Origin of the sequence: Actinomadura sp. 9N407 (genome assembly GCF_044326315.1) — a bacterium.
GTDB lineage: Bacteria > Actinomycetota > Actinomycetes > Streptosporangiales > Streptosporangiaceae > Spirillospora.
Window position 1 is genome coordinate 1 of the sequence record NZ_JBIRAW010000028.1, and the last position, 25897, is coordinate 25897.

Genomic DNA, 25897 nt, shown 5'->3' on the forward strand with positions numbered 1-25897 from the left:
CTGACTACCAGTCTCGGGGGCTCGGAGATGTGGATAAGAGCCAGGGTATGGAACACGCCACGGGTCAACCGCTAGTCGAGGAAGAGGTAGTCGGCGCGGTACGGGACGTGGGCGAGGGGCCGGGTCTCCGGGTCGCAGGGTCCCTTGGGGGCGACGCCGCCGATGGTGTTCAGCCGGAGGATCTGGCTCGTACCGGAGAGCAGGCCGCCCTTGGCGCCGGTCTGGGTCGCGTCCAGGACGAGCTCAGGGATGTCGCGGTCGCCGGTGAAGGTCTTCGTCACGGCCTTGCCGGTGACGGCGCTGCCGTCGGGCGCGACCCACTGCGGCGGACCGGACGGGCCGGGCTTGACGAAGGTGTGGTCGATGCCGTCGCGCAGCGTCGCGTTCACGTTGTCCTGCGTGTACGCGTGGCTGCTGTCGGGCTGCAGCGTGCAGCGGTAGATCTGCTCGCCTCGCAGGACCGGCTTGGTGAACGCCCGGGGCTGGGTTCCGCTGACCGGGGCCAGCTGCCCGCGCACGGCGCCGCCGGGGAACTCGGCCGTGTGCAGGTTGGTGTAGTAGCCGCCCGGATCGTTCATGATCCGCTGCGCGGTGACCGGTCCCACCTGCGACATTCCGGCCAGGCCGGTGATGCCCGTAGGCAGTCCGCCCGGGGCGCTGAACAGGTCGGCCGCGACCGGCCCGTTCACTCCCTTGGTGCCCCGATGGATGTGGCCGACCGTCGGCGAAGCGATGCCCGACCAGGTGAAGCTCCACGACACCATCGCGTCGTGGCTGCGCGCGAACGCGGTCGCGCGGCCGTTCGGGTCGCCGGTGGGCTTGCCGTCCCCGGCCGGAACCTCCTGGGCGCCGTCGGAGACCGCCTGGAGGGTCGGGGGCGCGGCACCGTTCATGATCCCGTTGAGGTCGGCCGGACGGTTCAGCTTGTGGAACTGGCCGCGTACGGCCCCGCCCGGGAACTCTCCCGTGTGCAGATTCGCGTAGAAGTCGTGAGGAGCGGCCTTCAGTTGCGCCAGCGCCGTCCTGTCGGTGACCCGGACCGCCCCCGCGATGGCCCGGGACGAGTCCGGCAGCGTTCCGGCGAAGAACGGGACCTTGATCGCACCGTTCACGCCCGCGGACCCGAGGTGGAGGTGGCCCGCGGTCGGCGCCGCCACGTCCTGCCAGCGGATCGCGTACCAGAGCCGGTCGCCCTGGATCCGCAGCAGCGCCTGCGCGCGGCCGTCCCGATCGTTGGTGGCCTTGCCGTCGGCGGCCGGTACCTCGTTGCGGCCCAGCAGGCTCGCCGCCAGGTAGGTGATCCCGCCCTTGGCCGGCTTGCCAGGCGTGCCGGGTGTGCCGGTGGTGGCGGTGCCAGTCGTGGCACCGGCGAACGCACCGGTGAAGTCGCTGACGGTGGCGGTGGCGACGCCCGCCCCGGTGGCGACGAGCGTGGCCACGGCGACGCCGGGCAGCACGAACTTGCGAACGGACATGATCTGTCCCTGCTCTCGGTTCCTGATCGGCTTTCGGTTCCTGATCGAAGGAGGGCCCCGCAGCTCTCCTACCTCTTCGCACGGGACGGCCGTCGCAAAGGGTTCAACGGCGTTTCAGATTTCCTTTTCGGGCATGAAAAAGCCGTCCGGCACAGTTGCTTTCACTGGGCCGGACGGCGCGAATAGGGAACGGTGCGAATAGGGGAACGGATCTGGCGGATCAGACGGGAATGGTCAGCAGCTTCCCGCCGTCCTCCTGCACGACCTCGAACCTGTCGATCTGGTTGCGCGGGATCGCGGTACCGCCATGGGTGATCAGCGGTGCCTCCGACCCCGGGACGCCGTAGCCCTTCGGCGGCACCGACCAGCTGCCGACGATGGACCGTTCACCGGTGATGGACACGGCCTCCAGGCGGCACTTCAGCGGGCCGCGCACGCCGCGCAGCTCCAGCCCCACATGCGTGCCCCAGCCCTTGTTCTCCAGGCCCAGCACGCCGGACGCGCCGGTGCTCGCGTCCGCGCCGGCCTTCCGTTCACCCCAGATGACCAGGGCCCGCGCCGGGCTGTGGTCATGGCCGGGCTGTGTGGAGTTGTCGCCGGACAGCGCCGAGCCGACCGTGACCCCGGTCGCCAGCAGCACCGCGGCGGCGGCCGTACCGATCACGTACGTGCCGCGCCGGGCCCGGCGGGCGCGCCGCTGCCGCTCGCGGAGCAGATCGACCACCGCGCCCGGCGGCCCCTCCGGCCCGGACTCGGAAGGCGGTTCGCCACCGGCCGTCCCACCGGCCGTCCCGCCGGCCGGATCGCCCCCGGTCAGTTCGAGCGCCTCACGAAAATCCCGGATATCGGAAAGGGCGCCGGCCGTCCCGGCCATTTCCCCGAGCTCGGCGACGCAGGGAGCGCATTCGCGAAGATGTGCCTCGAAGGCCCTCCGGTCGTCCTCTTCGAGCAGGCCCAGGGCGTAGGCGCCGACATCGGTGTGCTCGACCTGGGAGGTCATGCCGTCACCCCTCTCTCTTCCAATGCGACACGCAGCGCGCGCAGCGCGTAATAGACGCGGGACTTGACCGTTCCCACCGGGATTCCGAGCACCTGCGCGGCCTGGTTGACCGTACGGTCGCGCAGCACCGTCTCGGTGAGGACCTCCCGGTGCGGCGGGGACAGGGCGCCGAGCGCCTCGGCGACCACCACCTTGCGCAGCAGCCCGTCCATCTCGTCCGCCATCGGCAGGTTCTCCAGTGCGGCGTCGCCGACCTCGGGCGGCCGGACCTCGCGGTGCCGCCGGTTGTCGATGACGATACGGCGGGCGACCGTGGCCAGCCAGGGCATCAGCGAGGCGGACCGGGCGTCCAGCCGGTCCGCGCTGCGCCAGGCCCGGATCATCGTCTCCTGGACGACGTCCTCGGCCCACTGCCGGTCGCCGCCGGTCAGGCGCAGGACGAAGGCCAGCAGGGGGCGGTGGTACTCGCGGTACAGCTCGGCGACGAGCCGTTCGTCGCCTGCGTCCGGCACCGGCCGGGGGCGGCGGACGAGTCTCCGCAGCTCCCCGGTCGCGGGGCCGGCCGTTCCTGGTGCGGCCATGGCCGGGCGTCTCCATGGGTCGGGGGTTCCCGTACTGCCGGGGAGCCCTGGAGGGACGGGCGGTCAGCAGGCAGTACGGGCCCGATCCGGCCCCGGGTTCAACGCCTTTGAGGCTTTCTTAAGGTTCTCTTCGGGAACGCGGCGGCCGGGGGCGCCCCGCGCGGTCAGCGCCGGGCGGCCTTGATCCGCTTCGCGCCGGTCTTGCGCGCGCTCGCGGCCTTGGCGCCGGCGGCCTTGCGGGCACCGGCCGTCCTGGCGCCCGCGGCCTTGGAGACCTTGGCCGCCTTGGCCGCCGTACGGGTCCCGGCGGCGCCCGCCCGAGCTCCGGCACGGGCTCCGGCACCGGCACCGGCCGCCGACCGCGCACCGCGGCGGGCGTCGCGGAGCTGGCGGGCGGCCTCGCGGCGGGCGTTCCTGATCTCCGCGGCGGCCTCCTTGCGCAGCACCTTGGACTCGGCGGCGGCGCCGAGCTGCGCCTCGCGGGCCTGCCGCCGCAGCTCGGCGACGCGCGGCGAGCGGCGCGGCTCGGTGGCGACCATGAGCAGCGCGCCGAACAGCCCCGCGTTCTTCAGCAGGTGCGAGCGCTCGCTGTTGCGCCGTTCCGGGTCGTCCTCGGTCCAGTAACGGTGCTCGGTGGCCAGCGCGGGGACGAGCTGCGCGGCGAGCAGGAAGGTGGTCAGCCGCCGGAACCTCCCGGTGAGCAGCAGGACGCCGGTACCGAGGCTCACCGCGCCCTGGATCCGTACCAGGGCCTCCGGGTCCTTGGTGGGCAGCCACTCCAGCCGGTCGGCGATCGGCTTGACCGAGGGAGCCACCTGCTCCGCGCGCGGGCGGGGATCGCGCAGCGTCTCCAGGCCGGTCATGATGTACGGCGCCGCCACGAACGGGCGGGCGAGGGTCGTGATGGGTCGCATGCACGGCTACATGCCCACCGCGTGCCGGGTCAAGCACCGCCCGGGCGGCCACACCGGGCCGGAACCGGTCCCGCGCGGCGCGTTCCGGTACACATCGCGGCAGGCAAGGCAGGATGTACCCATGTGCGGTCGATATGCCACGGCCCGGGCGCGCCAGGAACTGCTCGACGAGTTCCAGGTGCAGCTCGACGCCACGGAGGATGATCTGGAGCCCGACTACAACGTCGCTCCCACCAAGCAGGTCCCGGCCATCCTCACCCGGGTGCCCAAGCCCGCCTCAGACGCAGCGACAGCCGCCGCGAAAGAGGCCGGGAAGGACACCGGAGAGGAAGAGGCCGAGGCGGTACGGCAGCTGCGCACCCTGCGCTGGGGGCTGGTGCCGTCCTGGGCCAAGGACCTCTCGATCGGCAGCCGGATGATCAACGCCCGGATGGAGACGGTGCACGAGAAGGCCTCGTACAAGCGGCCCTTCGCGCGGCGCCGCTGCCTGCTGCCCGCCGACGGCTACTTCGAGTGGTACGCCGTCCAGGACCAGGGCGACGAGCCGCCGGACGACCCGGCCGTGGAGCAGAAGAAGGCCAAGAAGAAGAAGCCGCAGAAGCAGCCGTTCTACATCCGTCCCATGGACGGCTCGGTGATGGCCATGGCGGGCCTCTACGAGTTGTGGAAATCCCCGGAAGGGGAGTGGGTCTGGACGTGCACGGTGATCACCACCGACGCCCCGGACGACCTCGGCCGGATCCATGACCGGATGCCGATGATCGTCGAGCGGGAGCGCTGGGACGCCTGGCTGGATCCGGCCCTGACCGACCCCGATCAGGTCCGTGGCCTGCTGGTTCCCGCGATGAGCGGCACCATGACCGCCCAACCCGTATCAAAGGCGGTCAACAACGTAAGAAACAACGGTCCAGAACTCATAAAACCTTTGGCGGATGGGGATAGTTCTGGCAACCATTCCGACAGCTTGTTCTGACCGCCGCCCCCGCCGGCGGTCGGAGGCGAGCCCCGTCCGGGGCGTACCGGGAGGAGTTCCGGCACCGTGGACACCGCCATCGCCCGCAGCCGGCTGGAGGCGATGCTCACCGATCTGGACCGCTCGATCGCGATCCTCAAAGGCGAGCACCCCGGACGCGAGAGCTCGGCCGCAGACGCCGGGTCAGGACTTTCCGACAGCGACCGCGTCGAGGCGGCGCTGGACTCGATGGAGCGGCACCGTACGGCGGTGAGCGCGGCGCTGGAACGGCTCCTCGACGGCACGTACGGCCACTGCCTGGGCTGCGGCCAGCCGGTGCCTGAGGGCCGCCTGGAGGCCCGTCCCGACGCCGCGCGCTGCGTCGTCTGCCAGACCAAGCACGACCGCGCCATGCGCTGACCGCCCACGGCCGCTAGGAAACACGCCGGGCGCTGGCCAGCAGATGGACGCCTAGCGAGTCGTCGTTGAGCGGCGCGTTCAGTTCCGTCCGTACGAGCCGGGGCAGGGCACGCGGTGAGGCGGCCAGCACGTGCTCCACCGTCGAGGGTGAGAGCACCGTGCGCGGCCGGATCCACTCCACCTCGAGGCCGGCGTCGGTGAGCAGCTCGCGCAGCTGGTCGGCCCAGAAGCAGCGGGTGATGGTGCCGTCCGGCCAGGGGACGAGCACGACCTCGGCGCTGGGCACGTCCGACAGATGGGCCCAGCAGTTCTGCTCGGCCAGCAGCGCCATGCCGAGCGTCAGCGAGTCGACCGACAGCAGGATCCGCCCGCCGGGCCGCAGCACCCGGGCGATCTCGGCGACCGACGCCTCGGTCACCAGATGCCGCGACAGCACCCGGTTCTCCGCGATCACGGCGTCCAGGCAGCCGTCGGCGAGGAAGCCCAGCGCGCCGGAGTCGGCGATCACCCGCCGCGCCGGAGCCGGGGGAGCGGCGACGGGACCGGTACGAGAGACACGGCCGTTCTCGCCCGAGCGGGGTGGCGGCGGCCCGTACCCGGTGGGGAGCGCGCTGTTCCTTGCGGGCCCACGGCCGGCCGGTCCGTTCCTCGCCAGGCCGCTTTCCCTCGTACGGGCGGCCCCGTCACCCTCCGGGGCACCGTCGCCTTGCCGGGCGCCGTTGCCCTCGCCTGGGCGGAATCCGTCCAGCCCGGGATCGGGCACGCCGGCGCGCAGCGGGTTCAGATGCGGATCGACGACCTCCAGCACCTGGTGACCGGCCGCCGCGGCCTGGGCACCGCTGCCCGCCGTGCCGCCGGCCAGGTCGAGGATCCGGGACGGCCGCCGCGGCAGCCAGCGCGTGAGCTGGGCCGCGGCGACGGCCCAGTAGAACCTCCAGTAGAGCGCGAGCGACTCATCGTCGCCCGGAGAGTGGTCCCGCAGTGAGGCGACGGAGGGCTCGGGAGGTGGCGCCGGCACCGGTAGCAACGTTTGCTCCTGTTCTCGCCGTGTATGTCACTTCTTCCCCCTCGGAGCCCGGACATCACCCTCCGTACAGATCCGGATGAACCCGGATCCGGAGGGACGGGTTCCGGCTCCCCCTCGACACGTACCCCGGTCCGGGGAATCGACCGGGCCCTAGCGGCGTTGCACCGTCTCATAACGCCCATGCGCGATGCGCCGAACGACACGGAAAACGGGTGACCGGTTCCGTACCGGCGCGCCCGTCGCACGGGGCGGGAACGAATCGTTCAGCGGAGGTGCGCCCGATGACCACAGCCCTTGCCGAGCACGCGGGAGCGTCCGCGGCGCCACCGGCCCTCGGCGGTGCCCACGCCCCCGGCGGCGTGGTGAGGCAGCATGGACCGCTATCGTCTGTGTGGTACGACGCCACCGGCGTCACCGCAGCGGAGGGGGTGGGTCAGGTACCGGGCACCACGGAGACCGTGGAGCAGCGCCAGGAGCGGTTCCAGCGCGACGTGCTCCCGTTCTTGGACCAGCTGTATTCGGCCGCGTTGCGCATGACGCGCAACCCGGCGGACGCCGAGGATCTCGTTCAGGAGACCTTCGCCAAGGCGTTCGCGTCCTTCCACCAGTTCAGGGAAGGCACGAACCTCAAGGCGTGGCTCTACCGGATCCTGACCAACACGTTCATCAACTCCTACCGCAAGAAGCAGCGGCAGCCGCAGCAGTCGGCCACCGAGGAGATCGAGGACTGGCAGCTCGCGCGGGCGGAGTCGCATACCTCCAGCGGCCTGAAGTCGGCCGAGGCCGAGGCGCTGGAGCATCTGCCCGACACCGACGTCAAGCGGGCGCTGCAGGACCTGCCGGAGGAGTTCCGGATCGCGGTCTATCTCGCCGATGTCGAGGGCTTCGCCTACAAGGAGATCGCCGAGATCATGGGCACGCCGATCGGCACCGTGATGTCGCGTCTGCATCGCGGACGGCGGCAGCTTCGGGGCATGCTGGAGCACTACGCCCAGGACCGTGGGCTGTCCCGGGCGAGCGGGAAGGGTGAGTGAGCCATGAGCTGTGGCAACCACCACGAGACACCGTGTGACGAGGTTCTGGCCCGTGTCTACACGTACCTGGACGACGAGCTCGACCAGGGCGGCTGCAGCGAGGTGAAGCAGCACCTCGACGAGTGCGGCCCGTGCCTGCGCGAGTACGGCCTCGAGGAGGCCGTCAAGAAGCTCGTCGGCAAGTCGTGCGGCTGCGAGCCGGTCCCCGACGATCTGCGCGCGAAGGTGCTCGGACGGATCGAGGAGGTCTGCGGCGAGATCAGATCCGCCGAGGCCGCCAAACCGTCCGGCACCGGTTCGCCGGCCACGGGTTAGCGACCCCCGCCGGCTCGCGAGCCGGCGGGATCCCGGAGCGGCGGCCGCCGAACCCGGCGGCCGCGCCCCGATATCGTGCTGGGGTGCGCGTACTCGTCACCGGCGCGGCCGGTTTCATCGGCTCCCATCTCGTCGACCGCCTGCTCGCCGACGGCCATGAGGTGATCGGGGCCGACGACCTGTCGTCGGGCTCCCACCTCCGGTCCGACATCGAGCTGTGGCGGCTGGACGTGGCCGACCCCCTTCTCGCCGACCGGGTCGCCGCCCGCCCGCCCGAGGTGATCTGCCATCTCGCCGCGCAGGTCAGCGTGCGGGTCAGCGTGGCCGACCCGCTGGGCGACGCCCGTACCAACGTGATCGGCACGGCCAACGTGCTGGAGGCGGCCCGCAAGGCCGGCACCCGCAAGGTCGTCTTCACCTCCAGCTGCGCCGTGTACGGGGTCCCCGACGCGCTGCCCGTACCGCCGGACGCCGAGCTGCGCCCCGCCTCCCCGTACGCCGCGTCCAAGGTCACCGGCGAGGTCTACGCCGGTACGTACCGCGCGCTGCACGGCCTGGACTTCACCACGCTCACGCTGGCCAACGTGTACGGGCCGCGGCAGACCCCGGAGGGCGAGGCCGGGGTGATCTCGATCTTCACCGACGCGCTGCTCGCGGGCCGTCCCACCACGGTGTTCGGCGACGGCGGGCAGACCCGCGACTACGTCTACGTGCTCGACGTCGTGGACGCGTTCGCGCGCGCGACCGGCGAGCGGGGCGGCGGACGCCGGTTCAACGTCGGCACCGGCCTCCAGACGACCGACCGCGAGCTGCACACGCTGGTCGCGCGGGCGGCCGGGACGGCCGACGAGCCCGAGTTCGCCCCGCCCCGGCTGGGCGACCTTCCGGCGATGGCGATCGATCCGGCGGCCACCCGCGAGGAGTTCGGCTGGACGCCCCGGATGGGCCTGAGCGAAGGGCTGGCCGAGACCGTCGCCTGGGCCCGCGAGCGCGGCACCGGCTGAACCTCCCGCGCTGTGCCTCCCGCGCTGTGCCTCCTGCGCCGCAGGTCCCGCACTGGACGTCCCGCGCTGTGACGGATGGGCGTATGTGTGCGTTCGATCACCCAAGGTGACGATTGCTTCACGCTTTGCTCGCGATTCCCCGCTTGCCTGTGTGACCTGCGCCTCCCGCGTTAGGCTTGGGCCGAATTCAGCGACGGGACACATGCGTGCCCGGGCGGCGGGGAAGGCTCCGCCTGGGTGGCCGGGCCGCGGGGGTCCGGCGGGCCCGGATGCGGGGGAGGCAACGAGCCATGCTCATGCGTGTGGTGAGCGCCGTTCTCGGCCGGAGCGGGCACGCGATGGCGCCGGTGTCGCTGATGATGTCCAAGGGCGTGTCCTGGGTCTGAGATGCGAGGTGGCGGCATGCGTGGACTACCTCCCGCTGCCTGGGCGTATGTCTGCGGAGTGGTCGCGCTGGCGGCCGGGCTCATCGCCACGGCGTCGTTCGACGACCTCGAATGGCGCACGCTGGCCGTGCTCGCCGTGCTCTTCCTCATCTGCGACTCGGCCCCGGCGCTGCTCAACGTGGAACGGGCCCGGGTCTCGCTGAGCTTCGCGGCGAGCCTGGCCACGGTGGTGCTGCTGGGCCCGGCGGGCGCGGCGCTGCTCGGCGTCTGCGCCATCGTCACCGGGCAGCGGCTCTTCGCCCCGGTCAAGCGGGTGTTCAACGGCGCGCAGTTCGCCCTGTGCGGGTACGCGTCGGGCGTCGTGTTCATCGCGCTCGGCGGGCAGCGCTTCGAGCCGGGCCAGGTCGACTGGGTCGAGCACGTGATCGGCCCGTTCCTGGGTGCGCTGGTGACGTTCGTGCTGGTCAATCTGCTGCTGGTGGCGGGGATCCTGCTGCTGAGCAAGCAGGCGACCGCGCGCGAGCTGCTCAGCGCCAGCGGGCAGCTGGCGTTCGGCTGCCTGGGGTACGGCATGTTCGGCCTGCTGATCGCGGGCCTGTGGTCGCGGGTCGGCGTCGGACCGTTCGCCGCCGTCCTGGTCCTGCTGCCGCTGTTCATCGCGCGCTGGGCGCTGGAGCAGACCCGCGCGCAGCAGCAGGCGCACGCGGCGACGCTGGCGGCGCTCTGCCAGGCGGTCGAGACCAAGGACTACTACACGCGGGGGCACTCGGAACGGGTATCGCGCGGCTCGGTCATGATCGCTCGTGAGATCGGGATGCGCTCGGACCGGGTGGAGGCCATCCGGTACGCCGGGATGCTGCACGACGTCGGCAAGCTCGGCGTCCCCACCAAGACGCTCCAGAAGTCGGGCTCCCTGACCGAGGAGGAGTTCGCGGCGATCCAGCTGCATCCGATGCGCGGGCTGGAGATCGTCCGGGAGATCGGCTTCCTGGACGAGGCGCTGGCCGGGATCATGCACCACCACGAGAAGATGAACGGCCGCGGCTACCCGATGGGCCTGGCGGGCGACGAGATCCCCGAGTTCGCCCGGGCCATCTCCATCGCGGACGCGTTCGACTGCATGACCTCGACCCGGTCCTACCGCGCGGCCCGTACCGTCGAGGAGGCCGTCGAGGAGCTGCGCCGCTGCGCCGGCGATCACTTCGACCCCGACATGGTGGAGGCGTTCCTGAACGCCCTCGACCGTGACCCGTGGGTGCCGCCGCAGCCCGTCGTGCTGCCCGAGGACGACATCGCCGAGACCACCCAGCAGGACCACGACGACCCCAGCGCGCCCATCCGGGTCGACGGCGACGACATCCCGGAGCCGGGCGCGGCCGGCGTGCCATCCGAGGCTCCGGCCGAGGGTGCCGGTGGTGCCGGCGGCCCCGCGGGCAAGGTCACGGGCGACGGCGTTCGCCAGTAGGCGTCCGGGTACCGCGGGTCCGCATTCGAGGCCCGCACTTCGAGGATCGAGGGAAACGGGAACCGATGAGCACCCAGATGCGCGGCCGGGAGCGGGCGGCCTGGCAGACCATCGACTCGGGCCAGCTGCTGCTGATCGCCATCGCCGGGCTGTTCGCGCTGGTCGCGGTCACCCAGGTGGCGGCGGCCGGGCTCGTGCAGCCGGAGGTCGCGATCATCTTCGGCGTGCTGATCGCGCTCGGCGAGCTGTTCCGGATGGTGATGCCCGGTAACCGGGAGGTCGCCCCGATCGCCGGAGCCGCCGGGATCGGCTACGCCCTGCTGGTCGGGATCGGCCCCGAGGGCGCCGCGCCGGACGCGCCGCTCGGCGTGGTCCCCGCCGGCCACTCGCCGCTGCAGGTGGTGGCGGTGACCGCGGTCGGCATGCTGATCGGCTCGCTGCCGCACGTCGCGGTGGGCCGCCCGGCCCGGCTGGACGCCATGTCCCGCCGGCTGTTCACCGTCGCCACCGTGGCGCTGTGCTTCCGGCCGCTGCTGGAGCTGCGGCTCGACTGGCAGGTCCTGCTCGCCATGATGGGCGTGGTGGTGGTCCTGTCGTGCTTCTGCGACGTGCTGATCGCCGCGCTGATCCGGGCCGAGGCGGTCCGGGCCCGGTTCGGGATCGTGATGCGCGACGAGATCAGCGCCAAGCTGGCGCTCTGCGCGGCCACCAGCGCGACCGCGATGCTGATCGCGGTCGCCACGACCGTGATGGGCCCGGCCGCGCTGCTGGTGTTCACCGCGCCGATCCTGGTCACGCAGTTCGCGTTCCGCCGGTACGCCGGGATCCGCGCCACGTACCTGCAGACCGTGCGGGCCCTGTCGCGGGTCACCGAGGTCGGCGGCTACGTGGAGACCGGGCACTCGCGCCGCGTCTCCGGCCTGTCGGTGTCGATGGGGCGCGAGCTCGGGATGTCCGAGGGGGAGCTGCTGGAGCTGGAGTACGCGGCGCTTATGCACGACATCGGCCAGCTGTCGCTGGGCGACCCGATTCCGGGCGGCGCGACCGTGCTGGCCTCGCCCCCCGAGCAGCGCCGGATCGCGGAGCTGGGCGCCGAGGTCATCAAGGAGACCGGCGTCCTGGACCGGGTCGCCGCGATCGTCCAGCAGTCGTCCCACCCGTACCGCACCGGCAACGCCCCGGCTGGCCGCCGGCGGCTCCGGCGGCTCGGGCCCGCCGCTGGCCAGCCGGATCATCAAGGTGGCCAACGCCTACGACGACCTGGTCGGCGACTCCTCCGACCGCGACCGCGGCGCCGCCGTACTGGAACGCCTCCGCCTGGACTCCGCCGCCGAGTACGACCCGGCGGTCGTCGAGGCCCTCAGCCGAGTCGTCGACCGCCGCCCCCGCGCCTGAGGACCCGTGCGCCGGTGTAAGCCCGGCGCCGCCGGGAACGGCGGTAGGACAAATCCAGCAGGCCAGTCCCAATGGGGGCTAGGGTCTGTCTCGACAGTGGCCTCGACCACCGCGCGAGCGCGTCACCTGCCCGGTGATGCGACGCCGGAGGCGAGCGTCATCGGGCAGATCGCGAAGCGATGCCGCGCTCGCAAAGGCCCGGTTAGGTGCGAGCCCCCCGGGCGAGTGCCGTAGGCCGGGACTAGGAATGGAGAGTGCTCCCGGTGTACGAGTCCGTGCTTGTGGCGAACAGGGGTGAGATCGCCAGCCGGATCATCCACACCGTGCGCGGCCTGGGCCTCAAGGCGATCGCGGTGTACTCCGAGGCCGATGCCGAGCTGCCGTTCGTCGCCGAGGCCGATGAGGCGATCCTCATCGGGCCCGCCGAGCCCGCGCGGAGTTACCTCGACATCGCCCGGATCATGGAGGCGGCACGGCGGACGAACGCGCGGGCCGTCCATCCCGGGTACGGGTTCCTCGCCGAGAACGCCGCGTTCGCCCGCGAGGTGCTGGACGCGGGCCTCGGCTGGATCGGCCCGCCGCCGCTGGCGATCGCCCGGCTGGCCGACAAGATCAACGCGCGCAACCTGATGAAGGAGGCCGGCGTTCCGGTCGCCCCCGGCGTCTGGGAGCCGGTGCCCGACGCCGCCACGGCCGCCGAGGAGGCCGAGCGGATCGGTTACCCGGTGATGGTGAAGGCCGCCGGTGGCGGGGGCGGTGTGGGCATGGCCGTCGCGTACGACGAGGCGGGCCTGCCTCAGGCGTACGACACCGCCCGCGAAGCCGCCGCGAGGTACTTCGGGAGGGACGACATCATGCTGGAGCGCTACGTGGAAGGCGCCCGGCATGTCGAGATCCAGATCCTCGGCCTGGCCGACGGCACCGTGCTCGCGCTGGGCGAGCGCGACTGCTCGGTGCAGCGTCGGCACCAGAAGGTCATCGAGGAGACACCGTCCCCGGGCATCACCCCTGAGCTGCGCGAACGGATGACGGACGCGGCCGTACGGGCGGGCGAGGCGGTCGGATATCGCAGCGCCGGTACGGTCGAGTTCCTCGTCGATCCGGCCACGCAGGACTTCTTCTTCCTGGAGATGAGCACCCGCCTCCAGGTGGAGCACCCGATCACCGAGCTGGCCACCGGCATCGACCTGGTCGAGCAGCAGCTGCGGATCGCGGCGGGCGAGCCGCCCTCGTTCACCGATGTCCGGCCGCGCGGGCACGCCGTCGAGCTGCGCGTGTACGCCGAGGACCCGGCGCGCTTCCTGCCGGCCTCCGGCGAGATCAAGATCTGGGAGGAGCCGGTCGGTACCGGGATCCGGATCGACGCCGGTTACGCCGAGGGCAACACCGTCACGTCGTTCTACGACCCCTTGCTCGCCAAGCTGTGCGTGCACGGCGAGGACCGGGCCGGGGCGCTGGCACGGGCCAGGGCCGCCGTCGCCGCGTTCCGGATCGACGGGCTCAAGACCAACCTGTCCTTCCTGGCCGAGGTACTGGACGACCCCGCCTTCGCGGACGGCTCGTACGACACCGGCCTGGTGGAGCGCATGCGTACCCGCCGGGAGTACGATTCCGGCCGTGGAGACCTACTGTGACCGCTGCGGCGAGCCGGCCGGCGACGGAGACCACGAGGCGTGCCGGACGGCCCGGCGGATGGAGCCGCCGCGCTACTGCGCGCAGTGCCGGCGGCGCATGGTCGTCCAGGTGACGCCGGTGGGCTGGAACGCCCGCTGCTCCCAGCACGGCGCCGTCAGCTCGGTCTGAGCACCAGCTCGTACGTCATCAGGCCGAGGCCGGGCACCGGGGACCAGTCCCGTTCGGGGGTACGGGTGAAGCCCATCCGCTCGTACATCCGATGCGCCGTGTGCATGTTCGACTGCGTCGACAGGCGCAGCGCGGCCAGCCCCGCCTCGCGGGCCCGCTGGACGCACGCCTGGACGAGCGCGCGGCCGACCCCGGTGCCGCGGGCCCGTTCCAGGACGGCCAGCATCCGGAACTCGGCCTCGTCCGGCCCGGCCAGCTCCGCGTACGGGCTGTCGGGCGGGCAGTAGGCGACGGCCCCGGCGATCTCGCCGCCGACCTCGGCCACCAGCAGCTCGGCCTTGGCGGCCCGGTCGGCGGCGTCGGCCAGCATGCGCACGTACGTGGACTCGGCGGAGACCAGACCGCCCCGCACGTACACCTCCACGGTCAGCTCGCCGACGCGCGCGTACTCGCCGGGACGGGCCGGGCGGACGACCGCCGTCCCCAGCAGGTTCGACTCAGACACCGGTCGTGCTCCGGGGGTAGGAGACCTCGGGGTCGGTGGCGATGTTGACCATGTACGGGACGCCGGAGTCGAACGCGCGGCGCAGCGCGGGCGCGATCCCGTCGGGACGGGTGACCAGCTCACCGGCGCCGCCCAGCGCCCGGACGACATCGTCGTACCGGCACTCGGGTTGCAGATCGGCGGCCACGTCGTAACCGTACAGCGCCCGCATCGGGTGCTTCTCCAGGCCCCAGGCCCCGTTGTTCCCCACGATCATCACCACGGGCAGCCGGTGCCGGACGAGCGTGTCCACGTCCATCAGCGAGAACCCGGCCGCGCCGTCGCCGAGCAGCAGCGCGATCTGGGCCGTGGGCCGGGCCAGCCGGGCCGCCACCGCGTACCCGGGGCCGGTGCCCAGGCAGCCGTACGGGCCGGGGTCGAGCCAGCCGCCGGGCCGCTTCGGCTCGACGTACTTGCCCGCGTACGAGACGAAGTCGCCGCCGTCGCCGATCACCACGGCGTCGTCGTCCAGGACCTTGGCCAGCTCGCCGTACACGCGCAGCGGGTGGATCGGGTCGGCGGCCGAGGCCAGCAGCCCGGCGTCCGCCTCGACCGCCGCGCGTGCCGTGTCGCGCAGGCCCTCCGTCCAGGCCGCGTACGAGGCGGCGGAGACGCCCGCCTTGGCGCAGGCCGCCGCGAGCCCGCCGAACACCGCCGAGAGATCGCCGGAGGCCGCGCCGGCCGTCGCCACGTGCCCGGCGAGATGGGACGGGGCGTCGGCCAGATGGACGACCTTGGCCGCGCCGCCGCCGAACGCCCCGTACCCGAGCCGGAAGTCCAGCGGCGTCCCGGCGACGATCACCAGATCGGCCTCGCCGAACGCCCGGCCGCGAGCCCGGGTGACCAGCAGGTCGTGTCCCGAGGGCAGGATGCCGCGTCCCTGGCCGTTGGTGACCACCGGAAGCCGCAGTTCCTCGGCGAACGCCAGGGCCGCCTCTTCCGCACGGTCCATCCAGACGTCCGAGCCGAGGACCAGGACGGGATGCCGAGCCTCGGCCAGCAGGGCCGCGATGCCCGCGAGCGCTTCGGGATCGGCTTCGGCCCGTTCGACGGCGACCGGCTCCGCAGCCTCACCATCGGGCGCAGCACCGTCAGGCACGGGACCGAACAGGTGGTCCATGTGGAAGTCGAGGAACACCGGCCCGCGATGCGGTGATGTGGCGACCTGGAAGGCCCGCTCCACGTCGTCCAGCAGCGTGCCGGGGTTCGCGGCCGTCGCGGCCCACTTGGTGATCGGCGCGACCAGCGGGGGATGGTCGAGCTCCTGCAGGGCTCCGGTACCCCAGCGCCCCTGCGGCGCGCGCCCGCCCAGCACCACCACGGGCGAGGCGTTGAAGTGGGCGGTCGCGATGCCGCTGATCCCGTTGGTGATGCCGGGACCGGCGGTCAGGACCGCGAGGCCGGGGTTCCGGGTCAGCCGCGCGGTCGCCTCGGCGGCGAACACGGCCGTCTGCTCGTGCCGGACGTCGAGAATGCGCGGCGATGGCTGCTCCTGCGTCGCCCCGTTGCCCACCGCACCGTCGTAGATCGGGAAGACATGCCCACCGGAGAGCGTGAACATCGTCTCCACGCCGCGCCGCCGTACTGCCGAGATGACGGCGTCGCCGCCGTGCCGAAGCTCCATGAACGAAACGTAACAACAGAAACCGGACGGTGCCATCGGCGCGATCAATAGTCGTTAGGCCCTTGACGACGCTCGCGGGATTCGCATGATGGGCAGGGACGCACGGTTCCCCTGGAGGTCGTCATGCCGATTCCCCGTTCCATCCTCACCAAGGACGACGTCACCGATCTCGATCTGGAGGTCGTCGCCGGGGCCTGGCCCGAGGACGTCCGGGGCCAGTTCGTGGTCAGCACGTCCGACCAGCGCACGCATCCGCTGCACGCGTTCTTCGGCGACGGGATCATGGCCAGGCTCGCGCTGCGCCCCGGCACCGACGGTGCCCCCGCCGGCCGCTTCGCCTGGCGGGCGCGCGTGATCGACACCCCCTCCGTACGGCTGCGCCGCAAGCGCCCGGACCTGTTCACCGCCGGCCCGGTCGGGGCGAGTTCGCCCTGGGGGTTCGTCAACTGCGCCAACACCGCGCCGCTGCCCTGGGGCGACCGTCTCTTCGCGACCTGGGACGCCGGGCGCCCGGTCGAGGTCGACCCCGTCACGCTCCGGTTCGTCGCCGAGGTCGGCCACCGCGACGACTGGAAACCCTCGATCGACCAGGCCGTCCTACCACTGGTCTCGTCCTCCGCCCATCCGGTCGTGGACCCCGACCGGGGCTGCCTCTGGACGGTCAGCCGGGACGTGATGAGCGGTGCCGTCTCGGTGATCCGGTACGACGGATCCGGCAAGAACGTCCAGCGCTGGCTGGTGGAAGGGGCGACGCTCCCGCAGGCCACCCACACGATCACCCAGACCCGCGACTGGCTGGTGCTGGCCGACACCGCGTACAAGATCGACCCCGACGAGGTCTTCGGCGCGGACCGTACCGTCGCCAACAACCCGGACGGGCCCGTCCTGCTGATCCGCAAGGACGACCTCGGCCCGTCCCGCGACACCGTCCCGTGCACCGAGTTCCGGATCGCGCCCGAGGTCAACCACTTCTACGCCCGCTACGACGACTCCGACGGCATCGAGGTCGTCATGGAGCACACCCCCGGCGTGGACATCGGCATGTATCTGCGCGAGGACGACGTGGACGCGTTCGGCCGCCCGATCGACCCCGCCCTGCGCGGCATGTACTGCCACGGCATGACACCCGCCCTCACCACGCTCCTGCGCTTCGACCCCGGCACCGGCCGGGTGACCGAACGCGCCCGCGCGCACGACCCCGAACGCTGGTGGCAGGCCGAGCTGTCGGCGATCGACTGGAGCCTGGAGGGCCAGAACGCCCCCACCCGGCACCACCTCGTCCACATCGGGTTCCACCCCGAAGCGATCAACCAGCGTGCCCTGGCCAACTACGCCGGCCGCGTCGACCCCTCGCTCTTCCCACGCGAGGAGACGCCCGCCGTCCTGGTCACCCTCGACCGCGACGACCTCAAGCCCCTCGCCGAGTGGACGTTCGCGCTGGACGACTACCCGACCTCGCCCTCCTTCGTCCCGCGCGCCCCCGGCACCGGCGGCCGGAGCCGCTACGCGGGCACCGAACCGGGCGGCCACGAGGGCTACCTGGTCGTGGCCGTGCACAACGACGACCGCTTCCGGATCGAGCTGTTCGACGCCGCCGACGTCGCCCGCGGCCCCGTCGCGGTCCTGGCCCCGCCCCGGGGCACGACGCTTCCGTTCCTGATCCACTCCGCCTGGATGCCCGAGGCCGTACCGGCACCGTCCGGCCACGACCGGCTGCGCTTCGCCGACGACCTCGACGCGCGCCTCGACCAGCTCGATCCCGACCTCGCCGCGCTCGCCCGCGAGGTCGCCGCCGAACTCGACGCGGGGGAGTGAACGCCGATCAGGTTCTGGCGACGTCCTCGCAGGTCCTCTCCTCGGGCAGCATCGGACGCAGCCGTACCGAGTAGACCTTGCCGCCGCTGCGCCAGCGATGGTCGCCGTCGCCCGTCGCGGCGTGCTTCACCACCGTGTCCCGGTCCTCGCCGGTGTAGACGGTGCACAGCCCGCCGGCCACCCGCTCGCCCTCGCCGAGTGAACGGTCGACCGGCCAGTCCGACACGCGCTGCCCGCCGCTCGCGGGGCTCTCCCCGGCCAGCGCCGCCACCCGCGTGGACCTGTACTCCTTCGCGGGTGCCGCCTGGTCGCCCTGCGGCCAGCCCTTCGGGTCCAGCCGCTTCCAGAACCGCACCGCCGGAACGTTCTGGGCCTCCGGCTGGACGACCCGCGTCCGTGCCTCGCCCATGGTGATCACCAGGGTCATCGCGTCGGCGATGTTCTCATCGGACCCGATCGTCCGCGACCGGTCCAGGCCCGCCGCGCGCGCCTCGTCCAGCAGCCTGCGCAGCGCCCCGGGCTTGAGTTGGTACTCGCGATGCGCCGTGACCGGTGCGCTGCTCTCGGACTTCACGATCGCGCGGCCGTCCCCGTACAAGGAGAACTCGGGCAGGCTCCCCGGCCCGCCCAGCCCCGCGATGCCGCCGGTCATCCGCCAGCGCAGCACGAGCCCGCCGTCCTGAGGGTCCACCCTCGACGGCGAAGACTCCCCGGTCTCGGGCCCCTGCGTCCGCCCGCCGCACCCGCCCAGGGCCAGGACCCCGGCCAGCAGAACGGCGCTCCCCCGGCTCATCACGATTGCGAAGCGTACGGACGGAACGGCCATGAGGCTTGGACGCCACGCGCCGATGGCGGGTTCCAGGCCCGTACAAAACGGGACCGTGAACACTGTGGGATCCGGCGAGGCCCGTTCCGGCGGGCCCGCGCTAGTGTGCCGCTCGTGAGCGTGCTCGTGGTGACCGGGACCTGTACCGGGGTCGGCAAGACGATCGTCACCGCCGCCCTGGCGGCCCTGGCGGCGGCCCGCGGTACCGCCGTGGCCGTCGTGAAGCCCGGCCAGACCGGGGTGACGCCGGGCGAGCCCGGCGACCTCGACGACGTGCGGCGGCTGGCCGGCATCGACGACCTGCACGAGTTCGCCCGCTTCCCCGACCCGCTGTCGCCCGCCGCGGCCGCCCGGCACGCGGGCGTCCCGCCGCTGCGGCTCGCCGACGTGGCCGAACGCGTCCGCGAGCTCGCCGAGACCCGCGAACTCGTCCTGGTGGAAGGCGCCGGCGGCCTGCTCGTCCGCTACGACGAGGAGGGCGCCACGGTCGCCGACCTGGCACGCTGGCTCGGCGCCGCCGTGGTCGTCGTGGCCCGTCCCGACCTCGGCACCCTCAACCACACCGCGCTCACCCTCGAGGCGATGGCGCACCGCGGCGTGCAGCCCGCCGGAGTGGTCCTGGGCGAGTGGCCCGACGACCCCGACCTGGCCATGCGCAGCAACATCCGCGACCTGGAGACCATCGCGGCCCGCCCGCTCGCCGGCGCGCTTCCCGCCGGGGCCGGCTCCCTCGACCCGGCCGAGTTCCTGCTGGCCGCCCACACCGCGCTGGCACCCCCGTTCGGCGGAACGTTCGACCCCGCCGTCTTCCGCGCCGAGCACGCCCCCTAACGTGAACCCACCGCACAAAGGAGAATTCGTGAGCGACATCCTCGACGTGGCCCGGCAGCAGGTCCTGGAAGAAGGCCGCGGCCTGTCCGGCGAGCAGGTGCTGGAGTGCCTGACCCTGCCCGACGACCGGCTCGAGGAGCTGCTCGCCCTCGCCCACGACGTCCGGATGCGCTGGTGCGGCCCCGAGGTCGAGGTGGAGGGCATCATCTCCCTCAAGACCGGTGGCTGCCCCGAGGACTGCCACTTCTGCTCGCAGTCGGGCCAGTTCACCTCGCCGGTCCGCGCCGTCTGGCTGAACATCCCCGAGCTGGTCGAGGCCGCCAAGGAGACCGCCAAGACCGGCGCGACCGAGTTCTGCATCGTCGCCGCCGTCCGCGGCCCCGACGAGCGGCTGATGTCGCAGGTCCGCGACGGGATCAAGGCCATCAACGAGGCCGTCGAGATCAACATCGCCTGCTCGCTCGGCATGCTCACCCAGGAGCAGGTGGACGAGCTCACCGCGATGGGCGTGCACCGCTACAACCACAACCTGGAGACCGCCCGCTCCCACTTCCCCAACGTGGTCACCACCCACAGCTGGGAGGAGCGCTGGGACACCCTCCGCATGGTCAAGGAGGCCGGCATGGAGGTGTGCTGTGGCGGCATCATCGGCATGGGCGAGACCATCGAGCAGCGCGCCGAGTTCGCCGGCCAGCTGGCCGAACTGGAGCCGCACGAGGTCCCGCTGAACTTCCTGGCCCCGCGTCCGGGCACCCCGCTCGAAGACCACCCGCTGGTCGAGGGCCCCGAAGCCCTCAAGACCATCGCCGCGTTCCGCCTCGCCCTGCCCCGGACGATCCTGCGCTACGCCGGCGGCCGCGAACTCACCCTCGGCGACCTCGGCACCCGCGACGGCATGCTCGGCGGCATCAACGCCATCATCGTCGGTAATTACCTGACCACCCTGGGCCGCCCCGCCGCCAAGGACCTCGACCTGCTCATCGACCTCCAGATGCCCATCAAGGCCCTCTCAAAGACCCTCTGAGCGGACGGAAACGTGCGGCCTGTCGGCCGCACGTTCACACGACCTCCGCCATCCGCTCCCGGATGATCCGCCGCACGTGGTCGAGGACGACCTTGCCCTTGTACTCCTTCGCCCAGGCGATGCCGACCTCGGCCTGCCCGTCCAGATCCTCGGGATCGACGACCTCGATGGCGGCCTGCTCGGGGAGGAAGAGGTGTTCGCGGATCTCCTCGACCGTCATCTCCCGTGGATCCTTGGGATAGACCACGCCATGAATGACGATGTTGTTCCGCAGGTCGATGGTCGTCGCCATGGGCGGCCTGTCGGCCGCTTCCTCGGTCACGGCTTCCACGGCTTCCACCGCGTGGTCTCGATCTCGATGTTGAACGGCTCCGGCAACCGGACCGTCTCCCCGAACTCCCACGACTCCTGGTGGAGGTAGGCCCCAGTCGAATGATCGGGGATGGAGTAGAGGATCGTTTTCGCGGCCTTAGGCGATCGGTCCACCAGCAGGTAGTAGGGGATCTCGACCCTGGCGTAACCCGTCCACTTGGTGTGCTTCGCCGGCCGGCGTCGATCCGTTGGCGGCCGATCTTGCCCAGAATTGCCGGGAGAAGTGACTTCTATCGCCATCTCGATTTCGTCGGGAACCAGCCCGCGAGCATCGGCGTCATAGGCCGCATCGAGTGCGTTCCTGTCCAGTACGAGCAGGTCGGGAACGTAACCCTGGTGGACCGACTCCTGGCTGATCCTGGTGAGCTGCATGGCTTCCCAAGGGAAGTCAGGGCTCGAGTCCGCCGCCCTCCCGAACACCCTGGAAATATTGTTGACGATGACCCCGTGCACGACGACTGGCACTGGTGACAAGACGACCCGACCCCCGATGATCTCGACCCGTATTCCGTCGTGCGGAAGTTCGAGGAGATCATCCAGTTCGTCGCGTTCCCACAGGTTGTAGGGAGTGTCGGGCAAATCCGACACCTGGACTTCTGACATGATGCTCACTTTTCGTGACTCCTCCCTCACGATCTGCTCCAGTCAGCGTAGAGAAGGGATGCACCCAGAGTAGCCAGGATGTTCGAAGTCGTGGCCGAAGTGCGGGGAACCGCAGCAAGGGGGTGTAGAGAACCGCAGGGTCAGTTGCGGCGGAGGCGCGTGATGAACTTGTAGCGGTCACCGCGGTACAGGGACTGGGCCCATTCGACGGGCTGGCCGGTGGCGTCGAAGGCGTGCCGGGACAGCAGCAGGAGGGGCAGTCCGACGTCGACGGCGAGGAGCTGGGCGTCGTGCGGGGTGGCCAGTACGGTCTCGATCGTCTCCTCGGCCTCGGTGAGGTGGACGTCGTACGCGGTGGCCAGCGTCTCGTACAGGGAACGGTGCCGGGGCAGCTCGCGGCGCAGGCCGGGGAAGCGGCGGGCCGGAAGGTGCGAGGTGTCGATCGACATGGCCTCGCCGTCGGCCAGCCGGAGCCGGTGGATCCGCAGCACCCGGCCGCCGGGGCGGATGCCGAGCAGGGTGGCCAGCCGCTCGTCGGCGGAGACGTAGCCGATCTCCAGGATGCGGGTCTCGGGCCGCAGGCCGTGGTGGCGCATGTCCTCGGTGTAGCTGACCAGCTGGAGCTCCTGGGCGACCTTCGGCTTGGCGACGAAGGTGCCCTTGCCCTGGATGCGCTGGAGCCGGCCCTCGATGACCAGCTCGGCCAGGGCCTGCCGGACGGTGGTACGGGACGTCTCGTACTTCTCGGCCAGGGTGCGTTCAGGAGGAAGCGGGCTGCCGGGCGCGAGCGACTGGATCAGCTCCACCAGCAGCTCTTTGAGCTTGTAGTACTTGGGAATGCGAGGGGCCTGGACCGAGTGGTGCTTGCCGATCTCGCCGAGCGCGCCGCGCTCGTACCCACCCCCGTGCCGGGGCCCGCCCCTGACCTCCGTCACGGTCTCTCCTCACGTTCACCATCGGTTGTCCCCGATGTTAACTGTGAAGACTACGGCCGGTAGAGCGCGCGACCTCCGTCAGGGCCCGCCTGAGTGTTGTGAGGTCCGCCTCGCCGACCGTGGCGCGGGCGGTGAGCCGCAGGCAGGCACGGCCCTTGGGCACCGAGGGTGGCCGGAAGCAGCCGACCCGGACGCCGGCCTCCGCGCAGATCTCGGCCCCCCGGACCGCCGCTTCGGGTTCGCCCAATATCACCGGTACGACCGCGGCCGCCGGATGCTCGGTGGTCTCCAGGCCGATCTCGGCGGCGATCGCGGCCATCCGGCGGGCGCGGTCGCGCGCGCGGCCGGGCAGATCGAGTTCCTGCTCCAGAACGTCCAGTGCGGCCAGCGCGGCACCGACGGCCGGCGGGTTCAGCCCCGTGTCGAAGATGAACGAGCGTCCCGTGTCGACCAGTGTGTCGATCACTTCGGGCGCCCCGAGGACCGCGCCGCCCTGCGACCCCAGCGACTTGGACAGCGTCAGCGTCAGCACCACGTCCGGCTCCCCGGCCAGGCCCGCCGCGTACGCCGCGCCCTGCCCGCGCTCACCGACCACACCCAGCGCGTGCGCCTCGTCGATCACCAGCAGCGCCCCATGGGCCCGCACGACCCGGTGCAGCTCGGCCAGCGGCGCCAGGTCGCCGTCCACGGAGAACACCGAGTCGGTGACGACCACGGCGTGCTCCTCGTCCCGTTCGGCCAGCGCCCGCTCGACCGTACCCACGTCGCGATGCGGCACGATCACCACCCGCGACCGCGACAGCCGGCAGGCGTCCACGATCGAGGCATGGTTGACCTGGTCGGAGATCACCAGATCCGCCGGCCCGGCCAGCCCCGCCACCGCGCCCAGATTGGCCAGGAACCCGGAGGAGAACACCAGCCCGGCCGCGCTCCCGGTGAGCCCGGCCAGCCGCCGGTCCAGCTCGGCGTGCAACCCGGTGGTACCCGTCACCAGCCGTGACCCGGTCGACCCCGTTCCCCACTCCCGCGCCGCCGCCGCAGCGCCCTCGATCAGCCGAGGATCCCGCGACAGCCCGAGGTAGTCGTTGGAGGCCAGGTCGATGAGCCCGTCATGGTCGCCGGTACGAACCCGCAACCGGCGCCGAAGCCCCGCCCGCTCACGCCGCGCCGCAGCCGCCCGAAGCCGTTTGAGCGGATCCACAGGGGAGAGGGGGTCCCGTCCAAGACTCATCACCGAATCCTGCCAGGCCGTCCAACCCCCACGACCAGCAGCCCCCCAACGGCAGCAACCCCAGGAGACCCAAGGGGCGTAGCCCCTTAGAAAGGGGGACGAGGGGCGAAGCCCCAGCGGGGGGTGCGGAGGGCGGAGCCCCCTGCCAAGGTCCGGGTGCGTCCTGGAGCGAGCGCCAGCGAGCGCAAGGGCGCGCGCGGGCCGCCGGGGGGGCATAGGGGGAACTCCCCCATAATGAGCGAGTGCCCACGTTGACTGATCTGGTCCGCGATTACACCGACCTCACCGACGCCGACCTGGAGTGGTTGCACGCTCTGGTCTCGGACTGGCAGCTTCTGGCCGACCTGTCCTTCGCCGACCTGCTGCTGTGGGTGCCGCTGCGGTCGCCGGACGCGCTGCCCGCCGACGCGGGTCCGCGCCGCCGGGATCCGGGCGTTCCGGGGGCGGTGCACGGCTGGGTGGCGATCGCGCAGATGCGGCCGACGACGGGGCCGACGGCGTATCCGGAGGACCTGGTCGGCAAGATCGTCCGGACCGGGCGGCGCGGGCTGATCGATGTGGCGTGGCGGGAGCGGCGGATCGTCCGGGAGGGCGATCCGGAGTGGGGGAGCGGCATTCCGGTACGGGAGGAGTCGATCCCGGTACGGCGGGGCGTGAAGCTGCTGGGGATCATCCAGCGCAGTACGAACCTCAGTTCCGCCCGTACGCCGAGCCGGCTGGAGCTGACCTACCTGCAGAGTGCCAGCGACCTGGCGCAGATGATCTCCGAGGGCCGGTTCCCGATTCCGGGGGAGGAGCCCAACCTGGTCCGTTCGCCGCGGGTGGGGGACGGGCTGATCCGGCTGGACCGGGCGGGGCGGGTCGCCTATGCCAGCCCGAACGCGCAGTCCGCGTACCGGCGCCTGGGCTTCCCGGCGGACCTGGTCGGGGAGTCGCTGGGCGCGGTGACCAACCGGCTGTGCGATACCGGCGAGCCGCTGGAGGAGGCGCTGACCGCGGTGCTGAGCGGGCGGGCGCCGCGCGAGGTCGAGGTCGAGACGCGCGGTTCGGTGATGCAGCTGCGGACGATCCCGCTGGTGGTGGGCGGGACCCGGATCGGCGCGATCGTGCTGTGCCGGGACGTGACCGAGCTGCGGTGGCGGGACCGGGAGCTGATGACCAAGGACGCCACCATCCGGGAGATCCACCACCGGGTGAAGAACAACCTGCAGACGGTCGCGGCGCTGCTGCGGCTGCAGGCCAGGCGGCTGCAGATCCCGGAGGGGCGGGCCGCGCTGGACGAGGCGGTACGGCGGGTCGGCTCGATCGCGATCGTGCACGAGACCCTGTCGATGACCCCGGACGAGCTGATCGACTTCGATGACATCGCGGACCGCGTGATCATGATGGCGGGGGAGGTGTCGACCCCGGAGACGCGGGTGATCCCCAAGCGCACCGGGAGCTTCGGGGTGCTGCCCGCCGAGGTCGCGACGCCGCTGGCGATGGCGCTCACCGAACTGCTGCAGAACGCGCTGGAGCACGGCCTGTCCAACCGGTTCGGCACGCTGGAGGTGGTGGCGCACCGGTACGAGCAGGACGCGGAGCGGCTGACGGTGGTCGTGTCCGATGACGGGGTGGGACTGCCGGCGGACTTCGATGTCGAGAGCACCGAGAGTCTGGGGCTGCAGATCGTCCGGACGCTGATCGTCGGCGAGCTGGGCGGGCGGCTGGACTTCCGGCGGCGGCCGTCCGGGGGGACCGAGGTCGTGGTGGACGTTCCGATCGTTCAGGAACGGTCCGGCCCGCCGCGCCCATGATCAAGGGACACGACGGGCGGCGCGATGTCGCCGGTGTCGCGAGAAGTGTCGCCCGGGGCGCGGATGCTTTCCGACCTGGGTTCGGAAGCGGCGCCGTACCGATGGGGCTCCTGCGTCTTCGAAGGAGGGCCGTACGGGTCGTGGAGCCGGTGCGGGTCGGGGCTCGGAGGGTGGAGGGTCAGATGGTGGGGTTCAGGTTCGCGCGGGCCCGGGCGCGCGCGGTGCGGCGCTTGAGCGCGCGGCGCTCGTCCTCCCCCATGCCGCCCCAGACGCCGGAGTCCTGGCCGGACTCCAGGGCCCAGACCAGGCAGGCGTCGGTGACGTCGCATCGGCGGCATACCTGCTTGGCCTCTTCGATCTGCACGATCGCGGGCCCGGTGTTGCCGATCGGGAAGAACAGCTCGGGATCCACGTCACGGCAGGCTGCGCGGTGGCGCCAGTCCATGCGGTCCACTCCTTCGTCAGGTGGAGGAAGACGACTCCACTTGTGAACGGGTTCACATGTCACGACCGCCCGAAGCCATT

General features: G+C 71.9%; 26 protein-coding genes. 13 read left to right on the forward strand and 13 right to left on the reverse strand.

Going from position 1 to position 25897, the window contains the following annotated elements; all coding sequences use genetic code 11:
* Positions 1-71 precede the first annotated feature (71 nt).
* The 4 genes from ACH34Q_RS33805 to ACH34Q_RS33820 all read right to left on the reverse strand — a co-directional run bounded on the left by ACH34Q_RS33805 (position 72) and on the right by ACH34Q_RS33820 (position 3970).
* Positions 72-1475: a CHRD domain-containing protein gene (locus ACH34Q_RS33805; RefSeq protein ID WP_395987201.1), complete on the reverse strand. Its 1404-nt coding sequence runs from the start codon at positions 1473-1475 to the stop codon at positions 72-74.
* Positions 1476-1695: 220 nt separating this feature from the next.
* On the reverse strand, positions 1696-2475 hold the full coding sequence (locus ACH34Q_RS33810) for an anti-sigma factor family protein (RefSeq protein ID WP_395987202.1): 780 nt from the start codon (positions 2473-2475) through the stop codon (positions 1696-1698).
* Positions 2472-3056 carry a sigma-70 family RNA polymerase sigma factor gene (locus tag ACH34Q_RS33815; RefSeq protein ID WP_395987203.1) on the reverse strand — a complete coding sequence of 195 codons (585 nt, stop codon included), beginning with the start codon at positions 3054-3056 and terminating at the stop codon, positions 2472-2474. Before ACH34Q_RS33815 ends, ACH34Q_RS33810 begins: the two co-directional genes overlap by 4 nt.
* A 164-nt stretch (positions 3057-3220) precedes the next feature.
* Positions 3221-3970, reverse strand: a complete 750-nt coding sequence (locus ACH34Q_RS33820; RefSeq protein ID WP_395987204.1) for a DoxX family protein — start codon at positions 3968-3970, stop codon at positions 3221-3223.
* Between the two features lie 121 nt (positions 3971-4091).
* On the opposite strand from ACH34Q_RS33820, the gene ACH34Q_RS33825 reads away from it, so the two are divergent.
* Together ACH34Q_RS33825 and ACH34Q_RS33830 are read left to right on the forward strand one after the other, a co-directional pair.
* Positions 4092-4943 carry an SOS response-associated peptidase gene (locus ACH34Q_RS33825; protein WP_395987205.1) on the forward strand — a complete coding sequence of 284 codons (852 nt, stop codon included), beginning with the start codon at positions 4092-4094 and terminating at the stop codon, positions 4941-4943.
* Positions 4944-5009: 66 nt separating this feature from the next.
* Positions 5010-5342 (forward strand): TraR/DksA family transcriptional regulator, encoded by a 333-nt coding sequence (locus ACH34Q_RS33830; RefSeq protein ID WP_395987206.1) that lies wholly within the window; start codon positions 5010-5012, stop codon positions 5340-5342.
* 13 nt (positions 5343-5355) lie between these two features.
* On the opposite strand, the gene ACH34Q_RS33835 is transcribed toward ACH34Q_RS33830, so the two are convergent.
* Positions 5356-6360, reverse strand: a complete 1005-nt coding sequence (locus ACH34Q_RS33835; RefSeq protein WP_395987207.1) for a methyltransferase — start codon at positions 6358-6360, stop codon at positions 5356-5358.
* A gap of 437 nt (positions 6361-6797) precedes the next feature.
* On the opposite strand from ACH34Q_RS33835, the gene ACH34Q_RS33840 reads away from it, so the two are divergent.
* From ACH34Q_RS33840 to ACH34Q_RS33870, 7 genes are all read left to right on the forward strand, one after another.
* The gene (locus tag ACH34Q_RS33840; protein ID WP_395987333.1) at positions 6798-7403 is read left to right on the forward strand and encodes a sigma-70 family RNA polymerase sigma factor; all 606 of its coding nucleotides are present in this window, start codon (positions 6798-6800) and stop codon (positions 7401-7403) included.
* Positions 7404-7406: 3 nt separating this feature from the next.
* Entirely contained in the window at positions 7407-7718 is a 312-nt protein-coding gene (rsrA, locus tag ACH34Q_RS33845; protein WP_395987208.1) for a mycothiol system anti-sigma-R factor, read from the forward strand.
* 83 nt (positions 7719-7801) lie between these two features.
* Complete coding sequence (locus tag ACH34Q_RS33850) at positions 7802-8722, forward strand: NAD-dependent epimerase/dehydratase family protein (protein WP_395987209.1); 921 nt, start codon at positions 7802-7804, stop codon at positions 8720-8722.
* Between the two features lie 402 nt (positions 8723-9124).
* Positions 9125-10573 carry an HD-GYP domain-containing protein gene (locus ACH34Q_RS33855; protein ID WP_395987210.1) on the forward strand — a complete coding sequence of 483 codons (1449 nt, stop codon included), beginning with the start codon at positions 9125-9127 and terminating at the stop codon, positions 10571-10573.
* Positions 10574-10638: 65 nt separating this feature from the next.
* Positions 10639-11988 (forward strand): HD-GYP domain-containing protein, encoded by a 1350-nt coding sequence (locus ACH34Q_RS33860; protein ID WP_395987211.1) that lies wholly within the window; start codon positions 10639-10641, stop codon positions 11986-11988.
* A gap of 243 nt (positions 11989-12231) precedes the next feature.
* On the forward strand, positions 12232-13602 hold the full coding sequence (locus tag ACH34Q_RS33865; protein WP_395987212.1) for an acetyl/propionyl/methylcrotonyl-CoA carboxylase subunit alpha: 1371 nt from the start codon (positions 12232-12234) through the stop codon (positions 13600-13602).
* On the forward strand, positions 13586-13771 hold the full coding sequence (locus ACH34Q_RS33870) for a hypothetical protein (protein ID WP_395987213.1): 186 nt from the start codon (positions 13586-13588) through the stop codon (positions 13769-13771). The genes ACH34Q_RS33865 and ACH34Q_RS33870 overlap by 17 nt, the downstream gene beginning before the upstream one ends.
* Here ACH34Q_RS33870 and ACH34Q_RS33875 read toward each other — a convergent pair.
* Complete coding sequence (locus ACH34Q_RS33875; protein WP_395987214.1) at positions 13758-14276, reverse strand: GNAT family N-acetyltransferase; 519 nt, start codon at positions 14274-14276, stop codon at positions 13758-13760. The two genes, ACH34Q_RS33870 and ACH34Q_RS33875, sit on opposite strands and share 14 nt — an antisense overlap.
* Positions 14269-15939: an acetolactate synthase gene (locus tag ACH34Q_RS33880; RefSeq protein WP_395987215.1), complete on the reverse strand. Its 1671-nt coding sequence runs from the start codon at positions 15937-15939 to the stop codon at positions 14269-14271. The genes ACH34Q_RS33875 and ACH34Q_RS33880 overlap by 8 nt, the downstream gene beginning before the upstream one ends.
* Positions 15940-16062: 123 nt before the next feature.
* Between ACH34Q_RS33880 and ACH34Q_RS33885 the strand changes: the two genes are divergently transcribed.
* Entirely contained in the window at positions 16063-17754 is a 1692-nt protein-coding gene (locus tag ACH34Q_RS33885) for a carotenoid oxygenase family protein (RefSeq protein WP_395987216.1), read from the forward strand.
* Between the two features lie 7 nt (positions 17755-17761).
* Here ACH34Q_RS33885 and ACH34Q_RS33890 read toward each other — a convergent pair whose 3' ends face one another.
* Positions 17762-18547, reverse strand: coding sequence for a hypothetical protein (locus ACH34Q_RS33890; RefSeq protein WP_395987217.1), 786 nt, complete (start codon positions 18545-18547; stop codon positions 17762-17764).
* A 147-nt stretch (positions 18548-18694) separates the two neighbouring features.
* On the opposite strand from ACH34Q_RS33890, the gene bioD reads away from it, so the two are divergent.
* Together bioD and bioB are read left to right on the forward strand one after the other, a co-directional pair.
* Positions 18695-19411, forward strand: a complete 717-nt coding sequence (gene bioD / locus ACH34Q_RS33895) for a dethiobiotin synthase (RefSeq protein WP_395987218.1) — start codon at positions 18695-18697, stop codon at positions 19409-19411.
* Positions 19412-19439: 28 nt separating this feature from the next.
* Positions 19440-20435, forward strand: a complete 996-nt coding sequence (bioB, locus tag ACH34Q_RS33900; protein WP_395987219.1) for a biotin synthase BioB — start codon at positions 19440-19442, stop codon at positions 20433-20435.
* Between the two features lie 34 nt (positions 20436-20469).
* Here bioB and ACH34Q_RS33905 read toward each other — a convergent pair whose 3' ends face one another.
* The 4 genes from ACH34Q_RS33905 to ACH34Q_RS33920 form a co-directional block, all read right to left on the reverse strand.
* On the reverse strand, positions 20470-20766 hold the full coding sequence (locus ACH34Q_RS33905; RefSeq protein WP_395987220.1) for a hypothetical protein: 297 nt from the start codon (positions 20764-20766) through the stop codon (positions 20470-20472).
* Complete coding sequence (locus tag ACH34Q_RS33910) at positions 20754-21440, reverse strand: Uma2 family endonuclease (RefSeq protein ID WP_395987221.1); 687 nt, start codon at positions 21438-21440, stop codon at positions 20754-20756. Before ACH34Q_RS33910 ends, ACH34Q_RS33905 begins: the two co-directional genes overlap by 13 nt.
* 110 nt (positions 21441-21550) lie before the next feature.
* Positions 21551-22345, reverse strand: a complete 795-nt coding sequence (locus ACH34Q_RS33915; RefSeq protein ID WP_395987222.1) for a GntR family transcriptional regulator — start codon at positions 22343-22345, stop codon at positions 21551-21553.
* A 37-nt stretch (positions 22346-22382) separates the two neighbouring features.
* A complete protein-coding gene (locus tag ACH34Q_RS33920; protein WP_395987223.1) occupies positions 22383-23576 on the reverse strand; it encodes an 8-amino-7-oxononanoate synthase in 1194 nt (397 codons plus the stop codon).
* A gap of 242 nt (positions 23577-23818) precedes the next feature.
* Between ACH34Q_RS33920 and ACH34Q_RS33925 the strand changes: the two genes are divergently transcribed.
* Positions 23819-25372, forward strand: coding sequence for a sensor histidine kinase (locus tag ACH34Q_RS33925; protein ID WP_395987224.1), 1554 nt, complete (start codon positions 23819-23821; stop codon positions 25370-25372).
* A 178-nt stretch (positions 25373-25550) separates the two neighbouring features.
* Here ACH34Q_RS33925 and ACH34Q_RS33930 read toward each other — a convergent pair whose 3' ends face one another.
* Positions 25551-25817 carry a WhiB family transcriptional regulator gene (locus tag ACH34Q_RS33930; RefSeq protein WP_395987225.1) on the reverse strand — a complete coding sequence of 89 codons (267 nt, stop codon included), beginning with the start codon at positions 25815-25817 and terminating at the stop codon, positions 25551-25553.
* Between the last annotated feature and the right edge of the window lie 80 nt (positions 25818-25897).